The 23,269-nt window shown below is 57.3% G+C and carries 23 protein-coding genes; 8 read left to right on the top strand and 15 right to left on the bottom strand.

Going from position 1 to position 23,269, the window contains the following annotated elements:
* Window positions 1-38 precede the first annotated feature (38 nt).
* From gltB to hemE, 3 genes are all read left to right on the top strand, one after another.
* On the top strand, window positions 39-4,484 hold the full coding sequence (gltB, locus tag EYC95_RS17285; RefSeq protein ID WP_131061451.1) for a glutamate synthase large subunit: 4,446 nt from the start codon (window positions 39-41) through the stop codon (window positions 4,482-4,484).
* A 33-nt stretch (window positions 4,485-4,517) separates the two neighbouring features.
* Complete coding sequence (locus EYC95_RS17280; protein WP_131061450.1) at window positions 4,518-5,936, top strand: FAD-dependent oxidoreductase; 1,419 nt, start codon at window positions 4,518-4,520, stop codon at window positions 5,934-5,936.
* Window positions 5,937-6,163: 227 nt separating this feature from the next.
* Window positions 6,164-7,231 (top strand): uroporphyrinogen decarboxylase, encoded by a 1,068-nt coding sequence (gene hemE / locus EYC95_RS17275; RefSeq protein ID WP_131061449.1) that lies wholly within the window; start codon window positions 6,164-6,166, stop codon window positions 7,229-7,231.
* A gap of 56 nt (window positions 7,232-7,287) precedes the next feature.
* Here hemE and EYC95_RS17270 read toward each other — a convergent pair whose 3' ends face one another.
* From EYC95_RS17270 to EYC95_RS17260, 3 genes are all read right to left on the bottom strand, one after another.
* Window positions 7,288-7,932 (bottom strand): retron system putative HNH endonuclease, encoded by a 645-nt coding sequence (locus EYC95_RS17270; RefSeq protein WP_131061448.1) that lies wholly within the window; start codon window positions 7,930-7,932, stop codon window positions 7,288-7,290.
* Window positions 7,929-9,200 (bottom strand): AAA family ATPase, encoded by a 1,272-nt coding sequence (locus EYC95_RS17265; RefSeq protein ID WP_131061447.1) that lies wholly within the window; start codon window positions 9,198-9,200, stop codon window positions 7,929-7,931. Before EYC95_RS17265 ends, EYC95_RS17270 begins: the two co-directional genes overlap by 4 nt.
* Before the next feature lie 78 nt (window positions 9,201-9,278).
* On the bottom strand, window positions 9,279-10,556 hold the full coding sequence (locus EYC95_RS17260; RefSeq protein WP_131061446.1) for an MFS transporter: 1,278 nt from the start codon (window positions 10,554-10,556) through the stop codon (window positions 9,279-9,281).
* Window positions 10,557-10,674: 118 nt separating this feature from the next.
* Between EYC95_RS17260 and EYC95_RS17255 the strand changes: the two genes are divergently transcribed.
* The 3 genes from EYC95_RS17255 to EYC95_RS17245 all read left to right on the top strand — a co-directional run bounded on the left by EYC95_RS17255 (window position 10,675) and on the right by EYC95_RS17245 (window position 12,244).
* The gene (locus EYC95_RS17255) at window positions 10,675-11,577 is read left to right on the top strand and encodes a LysR family transcriptional regulator (RefSeq protein WP_131061445.1); all 903 of its coding nucleotides are present in this window, start codon (window positions 10,675-10,677) and stop codon (window positions 11,575-11,577) included.
* A 77-nt stretch (window positions 11,578-11,654) separates the two neighbouring features.
* Window positions 11,655-11,960 (top strand): type II toxin-antitoxin system RelE/ParE family toxin, encoded by a 306-nt coding sequence (locus tag EYC95_RS17250; RefSeq protein ID WP_131061444.1) that lies wholly within the window; start codon window positions 11,655-11,657, stop codon window positions 11,958-11,960.
* Window positions 11,957-12,244: an addiction module antidote protein gene (locus EYC95_RS17245; RefSeq protein WP_131061443.1), complete on the top strand. Its 288-nt coding sequence runs from the start codon at window positions 11,957-11,959 to the stop codon at window positions 12,242-12,244. The genes EYC95_RS17250 and EYC95_RS17245 overlap by 4 nt, the downstream gene beginning before the upstream one ends.
* 194 nt (window positions 12,245-12,438) lie before the next feature.
* On the opposite strand, the gene EYC95_RS17240 is transcribed toward EYC95_RS17245, so the two are convergent.
* From EYC95_RS17240 to EYC95_RS17230, 3 genes are all read right to left on the bottom strand, one after another.
* Window positions 12,439-13,260, bottom strand: coding sequence for a hypothetical protein (locus EYC95_RS17240; RefSeq protein ID WP_131061442.1), 822 nt, complete (start codon window positions 13,258-13,260; stop codon window positions 12,439-12,441).
* A 159-nt stretch (window positions 13,261-13,419) separates the two neighbouring features.
* Window positions 13,420-13,674, bottom strand: a complete 255-nt coding sequence (locus EYC95_RS17235; RefSeq protein ID WP_109627596.1) for a hypothetical protein — start codon at window positions 13,672-13,674, stop codon at window positions 13,420-13,422.
* A 33-nt stretch (window positions 13,675-13,707) separates the two neighbouring features.
* On the bottom strand, window positions 13,708-14,079 hold the full coding sequence (locus EYC95_RS17230) for a DUF6124 family protein (protein WP_131061479.1): 372 nt from the start codon (window positions 14,077-14,079) through the stop codon (window positions 13,708-13,710).
* A gap of 432 nt (window positions 14,080-14,511) precedes the next feature.
* Here EYC95_RS17230 and EYC95_RS17225 point away from each other — a divergent pair, with 432 nt between their 5' ends.
* Together EYC95_RS17225 and EYC95_RS17220 are read left to right on the top strand one after the other, a co-directional pair.
* Window positions 14,512-15,108, top strand: coding sequence for a helix-turn-helix transcriptional regulator (locus EYC95_RS17225; RefSeq protein ID WP_131061441.1), 597 nt, complete (start codon window positions 14,512-14,514; stop codon window positions 15,106-15,108).
* A complete protein-coding gene (locus tag EYC95_RS17220) occupies window positions 15,101-15,973 on the top strand; it encodes a queuosine precursor transporter (protein WP_131061440.1) in 873 nt (290 codons plus the stop codon). Before EYC95_RS17225 ends, EYC95_RS17220 begins: the two co-directional genes overlap by 8 nt.
* Window positions 15,974-16,006: 33 nt before the next feature.
* Here the strand turns inward: EYC95_RS17220 and queC are convergent, their stop codons facing one another.
* The 9 genes from queC to EYC95_RS17175 form a co-directional block, all read right to left on the bottom strand.
* Window positions 16,007-16,705 carry a 7-cyano-7-deazaguanine synthase QueC gene (gene queC / locus EYC95_RS17215; RefSeq protein ID WP_131061439.1) on the bottom strand — a complete coding sequence of 233 codons (699 nt, stop codon included), beginning with the start codon at window positions 16,703-16,705 and terminating at the stop codon, window positions 16,007-16,009.
* A gap of 132 nt (window positions 16,706-16,837) precedes the next feature.
* On the bottom strand, window positions 16,838-17,092 hold the full coding sequence (locus EYC95_RS17210) for a bacteriocin immunity protein (RefSeq protein WP_131061438.1): 255 nt from the start codon (window positions 17,090-17,092) through the stop codon (window positions 16,838-16,840).
* A gap of 7 nt (window positions 17,093-17,099) precedes the next feature.
* Entirely contained in the window at window positions 17,100-18,431 is a 1,332-nt protein-coding gene (locus EYC95_RS17205; RefSeq protein ID WP_131061437.1) for an S-type pyocin domain-containing protein, read from the bottom strand.
* A 255-nt stretch (window positions 18,432-18,686) separates the two neighbouring features.
* On the bottom strand, window positions 18,687-19,133 hold the full coding sequence (locus EYC95_RS17200; protein ID WP_131061436.1) for an excinuclease: 447 nt from the start codon (window positions 19,131-19,133) through the stop codon (window positions 18,687-18,689).
* 29 nt (window positions 19,134-19,162) lie between these two features.
* On the bottom strand, window positions 19,163-20,389 hold the full coding sequence (locus EYC95_RS17195) for a beta-ketoacyl-ACP synthase (RefSeq protein WP_131061435.1): 1,227 nt from the start codon (window positions 20,387-20,389) through the stop codon (window positions 19,163-19,165).
* Window positions 20,389-21,117, bottom strand: coding sequence for a 3-oxoacyl-ACP reductase FabG (fabG, locus tag EYC95_RS17190; RefSeq protein WP_131061434.1), 729 nt, complete (start codon window positions 21,115-21,117; stop codon window positions 20,389-20,391). Before fabG ends, EYC95_RS17195 begins: the two co-directional genes overlap by 1 nt.
* Window positions 21,110-21,574, bottom strand: a complete 465-nt coding sequence (locus EYC95_RS17185) for a hotdog family protein (protein ID WP_131061433.1) — start codon at window positions 21,572-21,574, stop codon at window positions 21,110-21,112. The genes fabG and EYC95_RS17185 overlap by 8 nt, the downstream gene beginning before the upstream one ends.
* Window positions 21,571-22,767: a beta-ketoacyl-[acyl-carrier-protein] synthase family protein gene (locus EYC95_RS17180; RefSeq protein ID WP_131061432.1), complete on the bottom strand. Its 1,197-nt coding sequence runs from the start codon at window positions 22,765-22,767 to the stop codon at window positions 21,571-21,573. Before EYC95_RS17180 ends, EYC95_RS17185 begins: the two co-directional genes overlap by 4 nt.
* On the bottom strand, window positions 22,764-23,246 hold the full coding sequence (locus EYC95_RS17175) for a hypothetical protein (protein WP_131061431.1): 483 nt from the start codon (window positions 23,244-23,246) through the stop codon (window positions 22,764-22,766). Before EYC95_RS17175 ends, EYC95_RS17180 begins: the two co-directional genes overlap by 4 nt.
* Window positions 23,247-23,269: the final 23 nt, after the last annotated feature.

Here is a 23,269-nt window from a genome sequence, read left to right as displayed (position 1 = left end):
TTTGCCTCGAAAAGAGGCAGCCTGGTGAGAAAGTGTCTATGAAAGCAGGTCTGTACCAACCAGATGAATTCAAGGATAACTGCGGTTTCGGCCTGATAGCCCATATGCAGGGCGAGCCCAGTCATACCCTTTTGCAAACGGCCATCGAGGCCCTGACCTGCATGACCCACCGCGGTGGGATCAACGCCGACGGCAAGACCGGTGACGGTTGCGGTCTGCTGATTCAAAAGCCGGATGTGTTCCTGCGAGCCATCGCCCAGGAAACCTTCGGCGTCGAACTGCCCAAGCAATATGCCGTGGGCATGGTCTTCTTCAACCAGGACCCGGTCAAAGCCGAAGCCGCTCGCGAGAACATGAACCGCGAGATCCTGGCCGCCGGCCTGCAACTGGTCGGCTGGCGCAAAGTCCCGATCGACACCAGCGTCCTCGGCCGTCTGGCCCTGGAGCGCCTGCCGCAGATCGAACAGGTGTACATCGGCGGTGAAGGCCTGAGCGATCAGGACATGGCGATCAAGCTGTTCACCTCTCGTCGTCGTTCGTCCGTGGCCAACGCCGCCGACACCGATCACTACATCTGCAGCTTTTCGCACAAGACCATTATTTATAAAGGCCTGATGATGCCGGCGGATTTGTCCGCCTTCTATCCAGACCTCAGCGACCAGCGCCTGCAAACCTCGATTTGCGTGTTCCACCAGCGTTTCTCCACCAACACCTTGCCGAAATGGCCGCTGGCTCAACCGTTCCGCTTCCTGGCGCACAACGGCGAAATCAACACCATCACCGGCAACCGCAACTGGGCCGTGGCGCGTCGCACCAAGTTCACCAACGACCTGATGGACCTGGAAGAACTCGGCCCGCTGGTCAACCGCGTTGGTTCCGACTCCTCCAGCATGGACAACATGCTTGAGCTGATGGTTACCGGTGGCATCGACCTGTTCCGTGGCGTGCGGATGATCATTCCGCCTGCGTGGCAGAACGTCGAAACCATGGACCCGGATCTGCGTGCGTTCTACGAATACAACTCGATGCACATGGAACCGTGGGACGGCCCGGCCGGCGTGGTAATGACCGACGGTCGTTACGCGGTGTGCCTGCTCGACCGTAACGGTCTGCGTCCGGCGCGTTGGGTCACCACCAAAAACGGTTTCATTACCCTGGCCTCGGAAATCGGTGTCTGGAACTACCAGCCTGAAGACGTGATCGCCAAGGGCCGCGTCGGGCCGGGCCAGATCTTTGCCGTGGACACCGAAACCGGTCAGATCCTCGACACCGACGCCATCGACAACCGCTTGAAGTCGCGTCATCCGTACAAGCAATGGCTGCGCAAGAATGCCCTGCGCATTCAGGCGACCATGGAAGACAACGACCACGGTTCGGCGTTCTACGACGTCGACCAGCTCAAGCAATACATGAAGATGTACCAGGTCACTTTCGAAGAACGTGACCAAGTGCTGCGTCCGCTCGGCGAGCAAGGCTACGAAGCCGTCGGCTCGATGGGCGACGATACGCCGATGGCCGTGCTGTCCCAGCGTGTGCGCACGCCGTACGACTATTTCCGCCAGCAGTTCGCGCAGGTCACCAACCCGCCGATCGACCCGCTGCGTGAAGCCATCGTCATGTCGCTGGAGATCTGCCTCGGTGCCGAGCGCAACATCTTCCAGGAGTCGCCGGAACATGCCTCGCGCGTGATCCTCAGCTCGCCGGTCATTTCCCCGGCCAAGTGGCGATCGCTGATGAACCTCGATCGTCCGGGCTTCGAGCGCGCGATCATCGACCTCAACTACGACGAAAGCGTCGGCCTCGAAGCGGCGATCCGCAATGTTGCCGATCAGGCTGAAGAAGCCGTGCGCTCCGGTCGTACCCAGGTTGTGTTGAGTGACCGTCATATTGCCCCGGGCAAGTTGCCGATCCACGCTTCGCTCGCCACCGGCGCGGTCCACCACCGCCTGACCGAAAAAGGCCTGCGTTGCGACTCCAACATCCTCGTGGAAACCGCAACGGCTCGCGATCCGCACCACTTCGCCGTGTTGATCGGTTTCGGCGCCTCGGCGGTCTATCCGTTCCTGGCCTACGAAGTGCTGGGCGACCTGATCCGTACCGGTGAAGTACTGGGCGACCTCTACGAGGTGTTCAAGAACTACCGCAAAGGCATCACCAAAGGCCTGCTGAAGATCCTGTCGAAGATGGGCATCTCGACCATCACGTCGTACCGCGGTGCGCAGTTGTTCGAAGCCATCGGCCTGTCTGAAGAAGTCTGCGAGCTGAGCTTCCGTGGCGTACCGAGCCGCATCAAAGGTGCGCGTTTCGTCGACATCGAAGCCGAGCAGAAAGCCCTGGCTGCCGAAGCCTGGAGCCCGCGCAAGCCAATCCAGCAGGGCGGTTTGCTGAAGTTCGTCCACGGTGGCGAATATCACGCGTACAACCCGGACGTGGTCAACACCCTGCAAGCCGCTGTGCAGCAAGGCGACTACAGCAAGTTCAAGGAATACACGGCGCTGGTCGACAACCGTCCGGTGTCGATGATCCGCGACCTGTTCAAGGTCAAAACCCTGGACACGCCGCTGGACATCAGCGAGATCGAACCGCTGGAATCGGTGCTCAAACGCTTCGACTCCGCGGGCATCTCCCTTGGTGCACTGTCGCCGGAAGCTCACGAAGCCTTGGCCGAAGCCATGAACCGCCTCGGTGCGCGTTCCAACTCCGGCGAAGGCGGCGAAGACCCTGCGCGCTACGGCACCATCAAGAGCTCGAAAATCAAACAGGTTGCGACTGGCCGTTTCGGTGTGACCCCGGAATACCTGGTCAACGCTGAAGTGCTGCAGATCAAAGTCGCTCAGGGCGCCAAGCCCGGCGAAGGTGGTCAGCTGCCAGGCGGCAAGGTCAACGGTCTGATCGCCAAGCTGCGTTACGCAGTGCCGGGCGTGACCCTAATTTCGCCGCCGCCGCACCACGACATCTACTCGATCGAAGACTTGTCGCAGCTGATTTTCGACCTGAAACAAGTCAACCCGAAGGCGCTGGTCTCGGTGAAGCTGGTTGCAGAAGCAGGCGTCGGCACCATCGCTGCCGGTGTGGCCAAGGCCTATGCGGACTTGATCACCATCTCCGGCTACGACGGCGGCACCGGTGCATCGCCGCTGACGTCGATCAAATACGCGGGCGCTCCGTGGGAACTCGGCCTGGCCGAAACCCACCAGACCCTGCGCGGCAACGACCTGCGCGGCAAAGTCCGGGTGCAGACCGACGGCGGCCTGAAAACCGGCCTCGACGTGATCAAGGCGGCGATCCTCGGCGCTGAAAGCTTCGGCTTCGGCACCGCGCCAATGATCGCGCTGGGCTGCAAATACCTGCGCATCTGCCACCTGAACAACTGCGCCACCGGCGTCGCAACTCAGAACGAAAAGCTGCGCAAGGATCACTACATCGGGACCGTCGACATGGTGGTGAATTTCTTCACCTACGTCGCTGAAGAAACCCGTGAGTGGCTGGCCAAACTGGGCGTGCGCTCCCTCGAAGAGCTGATCGGTCGTACCGATCTGCTGGACATCCTCGAAGGCCAGACCGCCAAGCAGCAACACCTGGACCTGACCCCGTTGCTCGGCAGCGATCACATCCCGGCAGACAAACCTCAGTTCTGCCAGGTTGAGCGCAACCCGCCGTTCGACAAAGGCCTGCTGGCCGAAAAAATGGTCAATATGGCCACCTCGGCTATCAACGACATGAGCGGCGCTGATTTCGCCCTGGATATCTGCAACTGCGACCGCTCTATCGGCGCGCGCATCTCCGGTGAAATCGCTCGCAAACACGGCAACCAAGGCATGGCGAATGCGCCGATCACCTTCCGCTTCAACGGGACGGCCGGTCAGAGCTTCGGCGTGTGGAACGCTGGTGGCCTGCACATGTACCTGGAAGGCGACGCCAACGACTACGTCGGCAAGGGCATGACCGGCGGCAAGCTGGTCATCGTTCCGCCGAAGGGCAGCGTCTACAAGACTCAGGACAGTGCCATCATCGGCAACACCTGCCTGTACGGCGCCACCGGCGGCAAGCTGTTCGCCGCCGGGACCGCGGGCGAGCGTTTTGCGGTGCGTAACTCCGGTGCTCACACCGTGGTGGAAGGCACTGGCGATCACTGCTGCGAGTACATGACCGGTGGTTTCGTCTGCGTCCTGGGCAAGACCGGTTACAACTTCGGCTCAGGCATGACCGGCGGTTTCGCCTACGTGCTCGACCAGGACAACACTTTCGTTGACCGGGTCAACCACGAACTGGTGGAAATCCAGCGGATCAGCGGTGAGGCGATGGAAGCCTATCGCAGCCACCTGCAACGCGTGCTGAACGAATACGTCGCGGAAACCGACAGCGAGTGGGGCCGTAACCTCGCTGAAAACCTCGACGACTATCTGCGTCGTTTCTGGCTGGTCAAGCCCAAGGCTGCCAACCTGAAATCGTTGCTTTCCAGCACCCGTGCCAACCCGCAGTGATATGCGCCTGAAGAGTTTGATGAGGTTTTAACAATGGCTGAACGTCTGAATAACGACTTCCAGTTCATCGATGTCGGGCGCAAAGATCCGAAGAAGAAACTGTTGCGTCAACGCAAGAAAGAGTTCGTGGAGATCTACGAACCCTTCAAACCCCAGCATTCGGCCGATCAGGCCCACCGCTGCCTGGGTTGCGGTAACCCGTATTGCGAATGGAAGTGCCCGGTGCACAACTTCATTCCGAATTGGCTCAAGCTGGTAGCCGAGGGCAACATCCTTCAGGCCGCCGAGTTGTCGCACCAAACCAACACCCTGCCGGAAGTGTGCGGCCGGGTGTGCCCGCAGGATCGTCTGTGCGAGGGCGCTTGCACCCTCAACGACGGCTTCGGCGCGGTGACCATCGGTTCGGTCGAGAAGTACATCACCGACACCGCATTCGCCATGGGCTGGCGCCCGGACATGTCCAAGGTCAAGCCGACCGGCAAGCGTGTCGCGATCATCGGTGCAGGCCCGGCGGGCCTGGGTTGTGCCGACGTGTTGGTTCGCGGTGGCGTGACCCCGGTGGTGTTCGACAAGAACCCGGAAATTGGCGGTCTGCTGACCTTCGGCATCCCGGAGTTCAAGCTGGAAAAGACCGTGCTGAGCAATCGCCGCGAAGTCTTCACCGGCATGGGCATCGAGTTCCGCCTGAACACCGAAGTGGGTAAGGACGTGACCGTCGAGCAACTGCTCGAAGAATACGATGCCGTGTTCATGGGCATGGGCACCTACACCTACATGAAGGGCGGCTTTGCCGGTGAGGACCTGCCGGGCGTGCATGACGCGCTCGACTTCCTGATCGCCAACGTCAACCGCAACCTGGGCTTTGAAAAGTCGCCGGAAGATTTCGTCGACATGAAAGGCAAGAAGGTTGTGGTGCTGGGCGGCGGCGACACGGCGATGGACTGCAACCGTACGTCGATTCGCCAGGGCGCCAAGTCGGTGACCTGCGCCTATCGTCGTGACGAAGCGAACATGCCGGGCTCGCGCAAAGAGGTGAAAAACGCCAAGGAAGAAGGCGTGAAATTCCTCTACAACCGCCAGCCGATTGCCATTGTTGGTGAAGACAAGGTCGAAGGCGTGAAGGTGGTCGAAACTCGTCTCGGCGAACCGGACGCCCGTGGCCGCCGCAGCCCCGAGCCGATCCCGGGTTCTGAAGAGATCATCCCGGCCGACGCCGTGGTCATCGCGTTCGGTTTCCGCCCGAGCCCGGCGTCGTGGTTCGAACAGCACAGCATCCAGACCGACAGCCAGGGCCGCGTTGTAGCCCCGGAACAAGGCCAGTACAAGCACCAGACCAGCAACCCGAAAATCTTCGCCGGTGGCGATATGGTTCGCGGTTCCGATCTGGTGGTAACGGCGATCTTCGAAGGCCGTAATGCGGCTGAAGGGATCCTGGATTACCTGGGCGTGTAAATCTGCTAGATCGGCGTCGCTCCATTCGCGGGCAAGCCTCGCTCCTACAGGGATCGCGTAAACCCTGTAGGAGCGAGGCTTGCCCGCGAAGAGGCCCGTCGCATCAGCGCAAATCTAGCCGATGAACCCCGCGACAAATTGACCCGATAGACAAAAGGCACGGCTCTTGCCGTGCCTTTTGCGTCGCGCTCTGAGAAAATGCCCGCACTTTTTTTCCGGATGCCGACATGACTGCCCTGAAGAACGACCGTTTCCTTCGCGCCCTGCTCAAGCAACCCGTAGACGTCACGCCTGTCTGGATGATGCGTCAGGCCGGTCGCTACCTGCCGGAATACCGCGCCAGCCGTGCCAAGGCCGGCGACTTCATGAGCCTGTGCATGAACCCGGAGTTCGCTTGCGAAGTCACGATGCAGCCGCTCGACCGCTATCCACAACTGGACGCGGCGATCCTGTTTTCCGACATCCTGACCATCCCCGATGCGATGGGCCAAGGCCTGTACTTCGAAACCGGTGAAGGTCCGCGCTTCAAGAAAGTCGTCAGCACCCTGGCCGACATCGAAGCCCTGCCGATTCCTGATCCGCACAAAGACCTCGGCTACGTCATGGACGCGGTCAGCACCATCCGCCGCGAACTGAACGGCCGTGTGCCGCTGATCGGCTTCGCCGGCAGCCCATGGACCCTGGCCACCTACATGGTCGAAGGCGGCTCGTCGAAAGACTACCGCAAGACCAAAACCATGCTCTACGACAACCCGCAAGCCTTGCACCTGCTCCTGGACAAGCTCGCGCAGACGGTCACCAGCTACCTCAATGGCCAGATCATGGCCGGGGCGCAAGCGGTGCAGATCTTCGACAGCTGGGGCGGCAGCCTTTCGGCGGCGGCGTACCAGGAATTCTCCCTGGCCTACATGAAAAAAATCGTCAGTGGCCTGATCCGCGAGCACGAAGGCCGCAAAGTGCCGGTCATCCTGTTCACCAAGAACGGCGGCCTGTGGCTGGAAAGCATCGCCGACGCCGGTGCCGATGCCCTCGGCCTGGACTGGACCTGCGACATCGGCAGCGCCCGTGACCGCGTCGGCAGCAAAGTCGCCCTGCAAGGCAACATGGACCCGACCGTGCTCTACGCCAAGCCAGAAGCCATTCGCACCGAAGTCGGCCGGATTCTCGCCAGCTACGGCAAGGGCAGCGGCCACGTGTTCAACCTCGGCCATGGCATCACGCCGGAAGTTGATCCGGAACATGCAGGCGCGTTCCTGCGTGCGGTGCATGAGCTGTCGGCGCAGTATCACGAGTGATCGTCGCCCAATAAAAAACGCCCGGCTAATGCTGGGCGTTTTTGTTTGCGATGGGTTTAGCGAGTGAGGAGTTGTTCGCCGTAGCGAGCAATGATGTGGTCGAAGGGTTTTTGATCGGAGATGGCGGTTGTCCTGATGGCCGTCACGAGTCGGTCGAGTTCCTCATTGCTGGCCTGCGTGAGGAACTCCTCATCGAACAACCGGCAGATCGTGTCTTCACGTCGATTCTTGAGGTAGGCGATGTCTAGCGCCAACACCTCGATCATCTTGGTAGCAGGAAGGTCTTCAGAGTCTTTCGGCTGGATTTCGCCTGTGCGCAAATACCGGAAGCGCAGTTCACAATTCTCTTCGATGGGAGAGATGTGTTGGTTTTCGTCGAACCAGTTGCCTTTGTGATGGCCGCAGTGCAGCGGATTGCCAGGCTTGGTTTCTCGCAGGCAAGAGGCGTGAAGGTTGTGGAACTCCAACGCCAGTTCTTCGAAGTGCTCTTGAGGTCTGAAATGCTCGATGTGGCTGGTAGAGGCATCTACTTCCCGGCCGCAATAACAGCAGAAGAAGCCTTGCTCCTGAAGCAAAGCGTTATGCAAATCTCGCTTTTGCGGGTTTTGTAGCGTCGGGTAAGTAGGACTCCACTCGTCGTTCGCCGAGTTTTTCCAGTCTGTAAATGAAGCGGGTTCAGTTCCTTTGAGCACTCGCTTCATTTGCCGAGAATCTCCTTGCGCCTGATCAGAGCTTCTGCGCCTGCAAACTCTGGCAGATCGGGGGCTTTCTTCTTCAGTGCCTCAAGTTGTGATTTCGCCTTTTTTAGGTCGTTGTCCTCCAGCGTCGAAAATAGCTCGGAAAGCAGCTCTTCAATTTCTGGTTCGCGTTGATTAACCCCCATGACTTCTTCGAGCACGCTGCTGGAATCCAGGCCATAGGTGACTCGTGGGTGGGAGGGATCACCGTTGCGAAGCACGATGACCTCTTCAGGTTTCAAGCTGCCAATAATTTGAGGGGAATGGCTGGCGGCGATGAATTGGACTTTGGGGAATGCTTGTTTCAATGCCGGAACGATGCTGCGCTGCCAAGCGGGGTGAAGGTGGATATCCAGTTCGTCGATGATGACCACGCCTGAGGTGTTTTTCAGAACGTCCTTGCCCATATGCGGGTTGAGGATGCACATGCGTCGGGCTATATCGGCGAAGAGGGCGACCATGCCGCGTTGGCCATCGCTGAGTTCGTTGAAGGGAATGGTTTTTTGGTCGTCGATATCGATCAACAGGCTTTGTAGTCTTAGGTCGTAGCGTAGGTTTCGTGCTTTGGGTACGGCACATTCGATAGCACCATTGACCCATGCGAGTTCGTCGTCGAAATCTAACGAGACAGGTTTGGCATCAAGCAGATTTTGCATCCGTTCAAGCGTTTTACCAATCAACCAGCTTTCGAAGGCGCGAAGATCTGCGACGGCGTCGAACCAGTTTATGTATCCGTCGAAACGCGATACTCGATGTTGTGCAGCGAACTCAGCAGATACCCCCGCACCTTGCCAGCGACGATCGGCCCGGTAGAAGGCGAGTACGGGTAAATCGACTTGAATGGCCAAGTTGATTCTTTTAATTACTTTGTCTATTTCACAGTCAAAAACGGTATCGACCAGATGTGGTAGGTCTTCCCCATCACGTGTCATAACCCATTCTGTTGCTTCGAACACGTTGCCCATGCCGTGCACAAGTAATGGAAATTTGCGCTCGTAACGACTTCGGCCATCAAAACGATCTATGACAAAACGTATATCTTCATTTGTTAGGGAGGTTTCGCTGGGCTTCATTGCATTGCCGAATTCGATGAATGAAACCGCCACCGCCTGCAACAACGAAGTCTTCCCACTCCCATTGACCCCCACCACCAGATTGAAACCCGGCTGAAAGTCGAAAGTGGCATCTCCGTAGCAACGAAAATTCTGAATGTGGAGACGGTCCAGGCGCATTCTGGCTTCCCTTTACCAAGACTGACGAATGCCGTCAGTGTACCTTGGCTCGCGATTACCGCTAGGGCGCAGTTGTGGCTAAACCTGTGCGGTGCCCGGCAGCGGCGGCAACTTCGCCAGCTTCAGCGCAACCAGCAACGCAATCACCAGCAACCCGCCAATGAACAGTCCAATCCCGTTCCAACCGCCGAGGTGCCAGAACACCCCCCCGGCAGTGCCGGCAATGCTCGACCCGGCGTAGTAGCTGCACAGATAAAGCGACGACGCCTGCCCCTTGGCCTTGATCGCACGACGGCCGATCCAGCTGCTGGCCACGGAGTGCGCGCCGAAGAAGCCGAAGGTAAAGATCAACATGCCAATGATCACCACCGGCAGCGGCGTGAACATGGTCAGGGCGAGGCCGGCGATCATCAGGACGATGGTCGCCCACAGCACTTTGCGACGGCCGAGTTGGTCGGCCAGGGCGCCGATTTTCGCTGAGCTGTAGATACCCGACAGGTACACCACCGAGAGCAGCCCGACGAAGGCCTGGTCCATGTGGTAAGGATCGGCCAGCAAGCGATAGCCGATGTAGTTGAACAGCGTGACGAACGCGCCCATCAGCACGAACGCTTCGACAAACAGCAGCGGCAAGCCGGCGTCGCGAAAGTGCAGGGTGAAGCCATCAATCAAGCTGCGCGGGTGCAATGAACGGACGCGGAAGTTGCGGGACTCGGGGAGTATTTTCCAGAACACCGTTGCCGCGATCAGCGCCAGACCGCCAATCACCAGCATCGCGGTGTGCCAGCTGACGAAGTCGATCAATACGCCCGTGATCAAGCGGCCACTCATCCCGCCAATCGCGTTACCACCGATGTACAAACCCATTGCCAGACCGATGTGCTGCGGGTGGATCTCTTCGCTCAGGTACGTCATGGCGACCGCTGCCAGACCGCTCAACGATAATCCTATCAGCGCCCGCATGATCAATACGCCTTCCCAGCTAGGCATCATCGCGCTGGCCATGGTGCACAAGGCCGCCGCGAACAACGCGGTCACCATCACTGGCTTTCGTCCGACGCGATCAGAAATCGGGCCAGTGATCAGCAGACCGATGGCGAGCATCCCGGTGGCCACCGACAGGATCAGGCTGCTCTGCGCCGCGTTGATCGAGTATTCGTGGGACAACAGCGGCATCATCGGTTGCACACAGTAAAGCAGAGCGAAGGTAGCGAAGCCGCCGGAGAACAGCGCCAATACCGTGCGCATGAACATCGGCGTGCCTTTTTCGATGTAGATCTCTTTCAATTCGGCGACAACATCGTCCACCGCTGCGGGCGAAACTTCATGGGCAAGGGGGGCGACAGCAGTTTTCACTTCGGACCTCGGAGGGCGCAGCCGGTCAGGCAATGAAAAAAGCATATAGCTGCCTAATGATTCAATCCAATATATTGTTCGACCTGTTTGATAGGTTTAACGACCTAATGGAGTTTTCATGGAATTGCGTCACCTGCGCTACTTCATCGCCGTCGCCGAAGAACTGCACTTCGGCCGTGCCGCTCAGGTACTGGGCATCTCGCAACCGCCGCTGAGCCAGCAGATTCAGGCGCTGGAGCACGAGGTAGGCGCCCGGCTGTTCGAGCGCACCAATCGTCGGGTCGAGCTCAGCGAAGCCGGTCGGCTGTTTCTGGAAGAGGCGCGGCTGGTGCTGGCGCAGGTCGACAAAGCGGCGGATGTAGCCCGGCGTGCGCAGCTGGGTGAGTTAGGCGAGCTGAAGATCGGCTTCACCTCATCGGCGCCCTTCAACTCGACCATTCCCCAGGCGATTTTCTCGTTCCGCCAGCGCTTCCCGGCGGTGCATTTGAATTTGCGGGAGATGAGCAGCACCCAAGTGGCCGAAGCGCTGGTGGATGAGTCGATCGAGGTCGGCATCATGCGACCGCTCGGGTTGCCGGATTCCCTCAGTGTCGTGGAACTGATGCGAGAGCCGCTGGTGGCGGTGCTCAGCTCCAAACATCCGCTGGTGAACGACAGTGAAGAAGGATTGTTCCTGTCGGCATTGGCCCTCGAACCGTTCGTGTTTTTCCCGCGCAGTTATGGCAGTGGTCTGTACGCACAGTTGCTCAGCCTCGCCCGTGATGCCGGCTTCAGCCCGCACTTTGCACAAGAGGCGGGCGAGGCAATGACCATTATCGGGTTGGTGGCGGCGGGCTTGGGCGTGTCGGTGCTGCCGGCGTCCTATCAGCGGATGCGCATTGACGGCGTGGTGTATCGACCGCTGCTCGATCCGGAAGCGGTGTCGGCGGTGTGGCTGGTGCAGCGCAAGGACCAGAAGTCGCCGATGGCCAAGGCGTTTGTGGAGTTGTTAACGAGGAAGGTTGAGCCGTTGAAGTCGTAACTGTTTTGCGATCATGGAATTTCGGTTGATTAAAATTCTTGGTTGAGCAGGTGTGGCTCAAGAGCTACACTCGCGGCATGACCGAGATCCTTCGAAGCTCAACATTTTCTGCCTGGCTATTGAAGCTGGCCGACAGCCGCGCCAGGATGCGTATTCAGGTGCGAATCGATCGTATGGCCGATGGGCAATTTGGTGATGTCAAAGCCATTGGGGAAGGGTTGAGTGAAATCCGCATCGATTACGGCCCCGGTTATCGGGTCTACTTCATGCAGCAAGGTCGTCAGTTAGTCATCCTCCTTTGCGGAGGTGACAAAAGCAGCCAAACACGTGACATCAAACAAGCCAGGCTCATTGCAAAATCCTGGCAGGAGCAAAACCCATGACCGAACAATTCACTCGCTGGGACTCTGCCGAGTACCTCAAGACCGAAGAGGACATGGCCAATTATCTTGACGCTAGCATGGAAGAAGCGGGAGATGACCCAGCATTTATCGCCAGAGCACTTGGGACTATTGCGCGTGCTCGGGGCATGACCCAGGTCGCACGGGATGCGGGGCTCTCTCGGGAAAGCCTTTACCGTGCACTTTCGGGTGAAGGCAATCCGGAATTCGGAACCATTCTTAAAGTTATGAAGGCTTTAGGACTGAAGTTACACGCCAGTACCTGAGTCAAACCAAAAGAAAAAAGACGACTGGTGGTGTCTAAGCAATACTCCGCGCGTTCCCGAAAGGGGCTTGTGAGACTCTGAGGATCCTGGGCAACCAGCCATCGCAGAGCCAGACAGGTACAGGGCGATGACAAGCCGACCTGTTTGTGAAGGGGCGCCGAAAGGCGCCCTTTGTCTTTGCCGAGGCGACAGCCTCAGTCAACGTTGACCAGATCCCCACGCAACGCCACCCCGGATACCACTGCTTTAAGCGCCTCCAGCCCAGGTCTTTCCCCATCGTCACTGCACTGGTAGTTCCCGGTGTCCTGGTTCAGGTCGCGTTTGTTGATGCCCGTAATGTTGATCACGGCATTGGCGCCGGCCTTTTTGGCCTTGCTCTGCAAGGTCGCCAAGGTCGATTGCAATGCCCAGTAGCAGGCGTCTTCAGCGGATTTGTCTTCGCCGTCGGCCTTTCGGCTGCTGCTCACCGCATTCAGCTTGCGCACCTGCGTTGGCAGCGCTTCTCCCGCCAGGTAGAACTTGACGCTGCCATCCAGCAGGCCGACTTCGGTGGCGCGCTTCACGCCTTCCTGGAAGTCCTGATAGGTGGGTTCATAGGCACCTTGCAACGCGATGACTTGATCCACGTCCGGGTCGGAGGCCAGCTGCTTGACCACGTCGTCACGCAGGTAGTTGATCCAGCGGTTGTAGGTGTCGTGGATCCTGCCGTCCTTGTAGTCCAGGTCCCGGCTGTCGCGGTAGTCCATTTCAAATGAGGTGGGCGTGTAAGGGATGTCGATTTCGGCGTGATGCCTGTTGCGCACAGTGATGGCCGCTTTGATCATGCCCGGTCGGGCCGACTGCACGACCCATTGGCGTTCAATCAGCGCAGTAACGATAGCGCGGCTCATGCGGTTGTCGGTCATGTCCTTGTCGCCGGGAAAGTTTTCCTTGGCGGTGTACACCGGGCTGCCGATGCAGCCGCTCAGCACAACGGCCATGGTGAACATTGCGCCGATGCGCTGAAACCGAGTCATTCCCTTCACTCCAAACGTTTTTCAGATCAGTGCCAGCGACGGAAAATCAACGAGGTGTTGACGCCACCCAAAGCGAATGTGTTGTTCATCACGTGTTCGGTGCGCATTTTGCCCGAACGCGTCAGCGCGGGTCGACCTCAATGAGGTCGACCTTCTTTTTTACGCCGAGAGCTGCATCTGTAATCGTCGTCCGACGACATCCAGCAAGTCGCAGCCGTCGCGCAGTGACGTGACTAATACGCGCGCCAACTCACTGTAGACCCCCTCGCTAAAGGCGAGACTCTCCAGCAGTTGAGTTGCCGTGCGGATCCGGTAGGCCGCCGTTTCATGCAACACGTCCAGCGGTGCTTCGGTGTCGATCAGCAGCGATGCGATGGTGCTATCGGTGCCGGTGATAGGCATATATCGATCCATGACAAACCTCCACTCGGTAAAAAACGCGACGACTCAGTGGGCATTATTGACTGGAGCCTCAGACATCCCACCAGGTGGGTCCAGGTTGTCCAGTGCCCGATTTATCAACAGTTCGGCCAGCACCGCCAACTGTTGGATTGCCAGTGCAATGTTGCGATGGGAGCTTTCGAGATTACGGGCTAGGTCCGTGCTCATGACATTGAGCGAGGCCAACGTTTCACAGGCATGGGCGAGCAGCGAAAGCGTGTCGATGCCGGGCTGGAGAGTGAAGAAGTAGCTGACAGGATCGGGTTGGCCGGGTTTGCGCAGTCGAGCACTGACGCGGTGTTCAGTGATATCGGATAGTTTGGATGAATCAAGATCGTCGTCGGCTGATTGTGGAGAGTTGGGGGGAGTTTTTTTCATATCGAAGCTCCTTGCAAGATTTAAGAAGTGCCAGTCCCAAGCCATCAGTGGACTGGTTGGCGGCAATGTGTGAATTGACCTGCCAGTAGATTTATTACCAGAAAATTCAGATGTATTAATCAAATAAATTAACATCTGTGTAATTAAATGATTCATGTTTAAGGATGCGTCATGAATGGCGTAGGCTCGCATTGCGAGCAAACTCTTTTGTTGTTGTAAGAAGTGTCTTTAAATTATGTAAGTTGTGTCTGTCGGATTTTTTACCAATCAATGTCGGTGAGAAACAACGTTTGACGTTCGTTTGATGTGTTTGAGATATTGTCTGCGCAATGCCGCCTCTTTAGATCGCGAAACAGGCAGATAGTGACTTCCTTAGCCATTCAGTCAACATGTATGGTCTGTTTTAACTGCAAGCAAATGGTAAGTATCTTGATGTTTAAGCGAGAAAAGACTGAAAGGTTGAAAAGTAATATTAAGTATCTGATAAAAAGTCGTGGAGAAACTCAGCTGTCTTTGTGCAATGCCAGTGGTTTGACCAGAACGACTATCTACAATATTTTGGAGGGGCGGGTTGTCAATGTTCAGCAATCCACCATCCGCAAAATTTCCTATTTTTTCGGTGTCTCTTACAAGGAGATAGAGACTGTTGATCTTGAAGAAAGGGATATCATAGAAAGTAGCGTTTCTTTGCAAGGTAATATGAACCCAGCAGCCGTCCCTATCATTAAAGAGAGCTTGCTTGAGCAGAATCTTGGCAAGAGGATTGGCGAGTTGGTCGCAACCCATCCGCTGACTTATTTTTTCGGCACGGCCTGCAATTTAATCGGTGTGCTTCTGGAGAATGATATTAGTGGTGTGAATGAATCGGGAGACTTGTTAATAGTCAAGAAGGGGTTGTTGAATAATAACAAAGAAAAGCTGGCGTACGACAAAACGACGAAGCGGTTGTTCATAACCATTGAGCCTTGCTGTTGTTCAGATACTGTTCTTGTAATTGGGGAGATAATGGAGGAACGGTTCAATGGATAGTATTTCGGAGAATAGCAGGTATAAATTGTTAGGGTTCGAGAATAGTAAAGGTCTTGCCGTTATCATGATTGTCTCGACGGGGAAAATCAAGAAAGTAAAGCTTGATGAGTTATTAAGAAGCGAAATAGGGGATGACTTAAGCAGGTCAGAGATAAAGTCGGTGTATAGAAAATTTTATTCTGACGGTGTTGCATTGACGGCTTATGAAATAAATGATCGACATGAAAAATCATGGATGATTTATGTTGCACTCAATCTGCTACTTTTCGCACTCTATATGTTCACCAACATTGCGGCAACAAAGCTTGTGTATGTCGAGTCGATCGACGTCGTCGTAACCCCAGGAGTTTTTTTGTATCCGCTGACATTTTTAATAGTTGATATGTTGAATGAGTTTTATGGGCTTAGATTGGCAAGAAAAGCCATCTTGTTTGCATTCGCAAGTAATGCGCTGATAATTTTTTTGCTAAGTTTTACCAGCTATCTTCCCGGTTTGTCAGGCTGGAAACTCGATACACCATACAGTGAGGTCATGACGCATGTGTCCTCGGTGTTGGTAGCGTCCTCTGTATCGTTTATTTTTTCTGAATATGTAAATTCTTATTTGTTGAGCAAGATAAAGGAGCTTACGAATGCACGGTTGCTATTTTTGCGCGTGTTTTTAAGTACGTTCTTTGCAGTAATAATCGATAGCTTTATTTTTTGTTTTGTTGCGTTTTACGGAACAATGACGAGTGCGGAAATACTTAATATAATTTATATTCAGATCGCTATAAAAATGTGCTTCGCTGTTCTGAATGTTTTTCCAGCCTACGGAGCAAGGTCTTTATTTAAAAGGTATGTGGCTGGTACCAAGATTGCGTAAAATGCAGGGAAGGTCTCTCCCCTGCGCTTTAAACTACTTCAAATGCAGTTTTTCTTTCAAACTCTTCATCACCGCTGATTTGTTTTCAAGAAACTCAGTCATCCCTTTTTCTCGAAGATTGCACGCGTCACAATCGCCGCATCCACTGCCTTTTATTCCGTTATAGCAAGTCAGTGTGTGGTGCTGAATCAATTCAAATTTTCCGTGGTACTCCGCCAAGGCCCACGTCTCAGCCTTATTCAAGCGCATAAGCGGAGTATCAATGCGTACTTTATAATCCATGCCCAGTTCGACGGACCTGTTTAAAGATTTTACAAACGCATCGCCACAGTCAGGATAGCCAGAGCTCTCTGTCTCACAAACTCCTGTGATTACAGTTTCAGCGCGAACCTGATATGCATAAATAGAAGCCAATGTTAAAAATAAAATATTTCTACCCGGTACGAAGGTGTTAGGTACATTTTCTTCGGAACTGTTGACGCTTGGAATAGGGATGTTAGTGCGCGTCAGACTACTAATGGCCAGATCATTCAACATTGAAGTGTCGAGTACCTTATGGGCCGTCACACCGAGCTCTCTCGAAAGCTGCTGCGCCACTTCAATTTCTGCACGGTGACGCTGGCCATAGTCAAACGTAATACAGTGAATTTCATCGTAGAGCGGCAACGCGTGGATCAAGCAGGTTGTGGAGTCCTGTCCACCGCTGAAAACGATAACGGCCTTTTTAGTCATGGTTCGTTCTTCCTTGGGATTCCCCCGATGTGTCACGGGGGCATTGACCCTAGCGCGAAGCTCAAATTATGGCTGTGGGACGTTTCCGAAATTGGGTACCCCGCTTTCCTATGTTCAGTTCTTGCCAACAGGTCATCCTTCTTTGAACCCAGGCAACCCTTGAGCAGCACGCCATTCCTTTACTGTTTTTGTGACGCCTTCGGCAGAATTATCTGCACCTGGCTCTGGATAAAAAATCAGGTCGCTACCATCCGGGTGGCCAGATAGGCTCCTGAATTGTGCCAGTACCTCGCCGAGCTCTTCATCAGATCCCTCTTTGTTGATGGCACGAATTTGTTGAATGAACTTGATGAACTCTTTTTCGGTGTAATCGCTAATGGCTGCCATTTTGCACCTACATTTTTCTGTGTTGATTAATATGGTTTTTGGGGGTGTTCACACGTAGGTTATCTATGTCGTAGACAGCTCCACCATCGGCAATTCGCTCGAGGTGGTGTAGCTCGAAAGTAGTTCTGTTGCCTACCGCTTCTCGCTCTCGAACAGCAGGGGCGTTGCCTGACATTAGACGGTCCTGTGCGTCCTCATTGAACTGGCTTAAAAGCTCAGGATCATTTTTTACCGCTGTCCAAAATGCGGTTCTGAATGTTTTGAAGTTTTTGAATTCACGTCCTCGCAGTTCATCTGCTATTCGTATTGGGATTGGTGCACCTAGCCCGATATTTGCCCCAGCAAGCCAAGTCCCCGACACATCTTCCCCCACACCCGTGACGACACCGGATTCATGCCGGGCACTGAGCGCAATGTAAATCGGCTCAATCCTCGTACCCGGAAACCAGATAATCGCATCCTGATACTCGGGTGGGGGCTCCGGATTCACCAGTATCTTGTTGGCTTGGTCAGTGGGCGGATACACCCACACGGTCGGCAATGACGGGGCGCCTTCCAGTGCGGGAATGCCCAAGACCTCATCAGGGTTTGCCGCTGGCGTCCAGGTCAGGCCAATCCCGTTGCCGATGTCGGCAACAAACTTTTCGCCTTTCTTGTCGGCTCCAATGACCCGGACAAATTCCCATTCTTTCTTCCCGCCCGTGTAGAAACCGTAAGCGTTGACTGAACCATCAGGCAGTGTTTTCGCGTTGAGGCGGACGCGGGTTCGCCCCATGTCCAGTTCGGCGTATTGCTCGTTTTTGTAAAAGGCGCTGTCGGGGGAAAGGCTGGTATTCGGTATCAGTAGCGCAACGGTTCCGACGGCTGCGCCCGCCGCCACGACGGCTGAGCCTTCCAGCAAACACAGCGCAAGAGAACCGCCGAGGCGTTGGGCAATGGCGCTGCCCGTTGCCGAACCGGCCAACCATTTGAGCGGTAGACCTTCTGCTGTAATCGCCGCGTCTGTGCCCAGCACGGCCCATGATCCGTAGTTGGCGAGTCTTTCGAGCGGGACAAAACCGGCAGGATTGTTGTAGTTGATGACGCCGTCGGGGAGGTCGCAGCTTTTGGCGAACACGCAACCTTTAGTCGCGGCGTCTTTGCGCTTTTCGGATTGCCCGAGCAGGCGGTCTTCATACGCCTGTTGTCGGGCGAGCATGGCTTCGTAGGATTTTTGTCTGGCGTCACGTTCGGCCAGTTCGGTTGGGGTCATGTCTCGCAGGTAGCGAATTCCGATTCCACTACCGCCGCCACCAGTTCCAACTTCCCAGACTTGGGGGATGTCCTTGTCGCGCGCCATTGATGCTTTTCTGTATGAGGCTGAGGAGCCTCGAACCTACTTGGGAGGCACAGGTGCTGGCGTTAGGACGTTTCCGAAATGAGGCGCTGAAATTTCCTATTTCATATTGTTGCCGGAGGGCGCTCAGGGCTTTGCTGGGGGGGGCGGAGAGTTCCGGGCTGCATTCCCACGCAAAGCGAGCGCAAAGCGTGGGGATGATCAAAGTGCGGGAACAAAAAAGGGCGCCTCGTAAGGCGCCCTTTGTCGATTCTGGCGTTACTGAACCTTCGCCAAATCCCCTTTCAGCGCGACACCCGCCATGATCGCCCCTGCGTGGCATTCATAGGTCGTGGCGTCTTTGCGCTCATTGCTCTTGTAGAAGCTGACAATGTTGGTCACCGCATTCGCGCCGGCGCTTTTCGCCGCCTGGTGCAGGCTGATAATTGCCGATTGCGCGACCCATTCACAGGCCACGGCGTCGGTCTTGTTGAAGGCGTTGGTTTTCTTGTTGGTCACGGCGCCGGGGCTGACGACGGTGACGTTACCGGCAGGCGCGTTGCCGGCGAGGTAGAACTTCACGCTGCCGTCGATTTTGCCGGTGCGGGTGGCTTCGGCCACGGCTTTGTCGAACGGCAGGTACACCGGTGTGTCGCGGGCCTGGCTGACGGCCGGCAGGGCGCAGATCAGCAGGGTGGCGGCAGCGGCGAGTTTCTTGAAGTGCATGAAGGTCTCCTTGACCCTGATTAATTCGGTTACGACCAGCGACGGAAAATCAACGAGGTGTTGACGCCACCAAACGCAAAATTGTTGTTCATCACGTACTCGTTGCTCATCTGGCGGAACTCGCCGCGCAGGTAGTCGAGCTTGCCGCAATGCGGATCGACCTCGTCGAGGTTGAACGTGTGCACGTACAGGTCACGATTCATCATTTCGATGCTGAACCAGGACTCCAGCGCACCGCAGGCACCCAGGGTGTGACCGAGGAAGCTCTTCTGCGAGCTGATGGGCATGTGCTCGCCGAACAACGCGCTGGTCGCCAGTGTTTCGGCAATGTCGCCCTGTTCTGTAGCCGTGCCGTGACCATTTACGTAGCCGATGTCTGACGGCTGCAGCCCGGCGTCTTCCAGCGCCAGTTCCATGGCTCGGCGCATGGTGGCCTGCTCTGGGCGGGTGGTGTGCTGGCCGTCGGCGTTGCTGCCGAAACCGACGAGCTCGGCATGGATGTGCGCGCCGCGTGCTAACGCATGTTCGAGCTCTTCGAGCACCAGCATGCCGCCGCCCTCACCAATCACCAGACCATCGCGTCCTTTGTCGTAAGGGCGCGGACTGGTTTGCGGGGCATCGTTTTTCAGGCTGGTGGCGTAGAGCGCGTCGAACACCATGGCTTCGGTCGGGCACAGCTCCTCGGCACCGCCAGCGAGCATCAACGGCAAGCGGCCGAACTTGATGGATTCGTAGGCGTAGCCGATGCCCTGGCTGCCGCTGGTGCAGGCGCTGGACGTCGGGATCAGCCGGCCGGTGAGGCCGAAGAAGATGCTGATATTCGCCGCGGTCGTGTGCGGCATCATCCGCACGTAGGAGTTGGCATTCAGCCCCTCGGCCACCGAGTTGAGCAGCATGTTGCCGAACGCCTTGATCTCGTCGGTGCTGCCGGTGGACGAGCCGCAGGCGACGCCCATGCGCCCGTCCTTGATCGATGGGTCACCCAACAGTCCGGCGTCGGCCAGTGCCTGTTCCGACGCGCCGACGGCCAGGCGCGAGACCCGGCCCATGCTGCGCAGTTGCTTGCGGGTCCAGTGGCTCGGGACCTTGAAGTCGTCGATAGGCCCGGCCAGGCGCGTGTTGAGTTCGGTGAACCGATCCCACTCGTCCATCCGGCGGATGCCGCTGCGGTTGGCCGCGAAGTGGCCGGCGATGGTGTCCCAGTCGCTGCCCAGTGAGGTGATGCCGGCCATGCCGGTGACGACGACGCGCTTCATCAGCACAGGCCTCCGTTGACGGCCAGAACCTGCCGGGTGATGTACGACGCTTCCGCCGACATCAGGAAATTCACCGCGCTGGCCACCTCTTGCGGGGTGCCCATGCGCTGTGCGGGGATCATTTTCATCAGTTCTTCCACTGGCACGTTTTCGTCGAGCATTGCTGTGTCGATCAGGCCGGGTGCGACACAGTTGACGGTGATTTTGCGCTTGCCCAGTTCGATCGCCAACGCTTTCGCCGCGCCGATCAAACCGGCCTTGGAGGCGCTGTAGTTGACCTGGCCACGATTACCGATCAACCCGGAAACCGAAGTGATGCAGACAATCCGCCCGGCTGCACGGCGCCGAATCATCGGCATCATCACCGGGTGCAGCACGTTGTAGAAACCGTCGAGGTTGGTGCGCATCACCACATCCCAATCATCCTCGCTCAGCGCCGGAAAAGCACCGTCGCGCGTCAGGCCGGCGTTCAGCACCACGCCGTAATAGGCGCCGTGCGTTTCAACGTCGGCTTCGAGGATGGCTTTGCAGCTGGCGCGGTCGGAGACGTCGAATTGCAAAATTCGAGCATTGCGCCCCAACGCCTGGATTTCGCCTTGAACGGCGATGGCGTCGGCCAGACCGCTGCGGCAATGCAGCACGATGTCATGCCCGGCCTGGGCCAGACGCAACGCGATGGCGCGGCCGATGCCACGGCTGGAACCGGTGACCAATACGGATTCAGTCATGGCTGGCTCCTTGAGATTCATGAAGATATTGCGCGGCCTGAGGCGGACGGAACACGTTCAGGCGGGCGGTGGCGTGAATGCCGGGGGCGTTGATGTGGCATTCGAACACGCCCATGCCGTTGTCGTCTTCCAGCGAGCGCAGTCCGTGGATGGTCAGCTCGGTGCCTGCGGGGAAGTGTTCTACGTTGCATTCGAATTTACGGGTGCCGAGCAGAAAGCCCAGCGCCACCGCATCGCCCCGCTGGCGCGCATGGCAACCGGCGTAGGCGGCGACACTCTGGGCCATCAGCTCGATACCGACCCACGCCGGCAGGCTGCCGTCGGGACGGTTGAACAGGCCCCCGGGCTTGACGGTAAGGCGGGTGTGAATCTGCTCGTCATCGAACGCCAGGATCTGATCGATGAGGATCATGTCGCCAGCGTGCGGCAGCAGTTCGGCGAGCGGCCAGTCAATCATGGGGCGTCTCCGATAATCAGGCTGACGTTGTTGCCACCGAAGGCAAAGGAATTGCTCATCAGATAGCGAGGTGCAATGGACGTCAGGCGGTCGGCGGGGGTCACCCATTGCAACGCCGGCAACTCGGGGTCGGGCTGGCCGTCCCAGACGTGGGGCGGCAAGTGGTTTTCCCGGTTGTTCGCGCTCAGGCTCAACCAGCAGAACGCCGCTTCCAGGGCGCCGGCCGCGCCGAGCGTATGACCGGTCATTGGCTTGGTGGAAGAGCAAGGCACGCCGTGCGGGAACAGGGCCGAGACCGCCAGGCTTTCCATCGCGTCGTTGTGTTGGGTCGCGGTGCCGTGCAGGTTCAGGTAGCCGATTTGCCCGGGCTGCAAATCCGCACGTTTCAGGGCTTTGCTCATCGCTTGCAGGGCGCCACGGCCGGTCGGTTCCGGCGCCGAGATATGGTGCGCATCGGAACTGGCGCCGCTGCCGAGCAGGGCAATCGGTTGGCTGCCGCCGGCCTTTTTGCTCATCAGAAACAGCACGGCGGCTTCGCCGATATTGATGCCGTTGCGGTTGACCGAAAACGGATTGCAGCGCTGCTCGGACACCGCTTCCAGCGCCGAAAAGCCATTGAGCGTCAGTTTGCACAAACTGTCGACACCACCGCACAGCACGGCATCGCACAAGCCCAGATCCAGCAGGCGCTGGGCACTCATCAGCGCCCGGGCACTGGAGGTGCAAGCAGTCGAGATCACATACGCCGGGCCGCTCAATTGCAGCCAGTCGGCGAGGAAGGTTGCCGGCGCGCCGAGCTCCTGCTGCTGATAGTCGTAGTCGGCGGGGAATTCATGTTCACGGATGTAATGGGCCAGGCCACGGCTGGCCTCGTCGATACCCGAAGTGCTGGTGCCCAGAATCACACCGATTCGATCACGGCCGTAAGTCTGGATCGCTTGATCAATCTCGTCGCGAATTTGCAGCGCTGCCTCCAGCAGCAATTGGTTGTTGCGGCTGCTTTGCTCGGCCAGTTGTGCCGGGATCGGCGCCAGTTCGCCACGCACCGCCGCCACCGGCAACGAACGTTCCGGCACCCAGCCGGACTCACTGCACATGCCTGAGCAATCGCCGGCAAACAGGTTGCGGGCGACTTCCTGTTTGTCGCGACCCAGGGCGCAAATCACCCCGAGGGCGTTCAGATAGGCGGTCATGGCGTGTCCCCGCTCAAGGGCGTGACTTGATACCGGGGACCTTTGGGCAGGTTTAATTCAAAGCTCATCGGTTGTGAGTAACGGACTTCCCAGTGCGAGGGCAAGGTTCGTTGTTTGCCATGCTGCCAAGCGGTGGGGTAGTTGCCCGACAGCTCATCCTTGGGCGTCAGTGCGAACAGCAAGGCCGCGAACAGCTCCCGGGCTTCCGGGTTGGGCGGTAACAGGCCGTCGGCCTGCCACTGGCCATCGATCAGTTTTTGGCGTGCCTGCGGAATGCCCAGCAAGTCCATCATCGACCAGCGAATGCCAGGGCCTTCGCGCTGGATCACCAGCACCCAGTCCTGACGTTGCTCGGCCACCAGGCGCTGGATGTGCAATTGCAGGGGCAACGACAGGTTCGGGGTGTGCTCGGGCAGCGGCGCCTGGCTGGCGCAAGCGCTCAGCAACAGCAGGCAACCCAGGAGCAGGAAACGGATCATCAGGCATTACCTTCAAGGGGGGT

It is taken from the genome of Pseudomonas sp. BGI-2 (assembly GCF_004310295.1).
Taxonomy (GTDB): Bacteria; Pseudomonadota; Gammaproteobacteria; order Pseudomonadales; family Pseudomonadaceae; genus Aquipseudomonas.
Note: the sequence above shows the minus strand (reverse complement) of the source record. Positions and strands in the feature narration are given on the sequence as shown.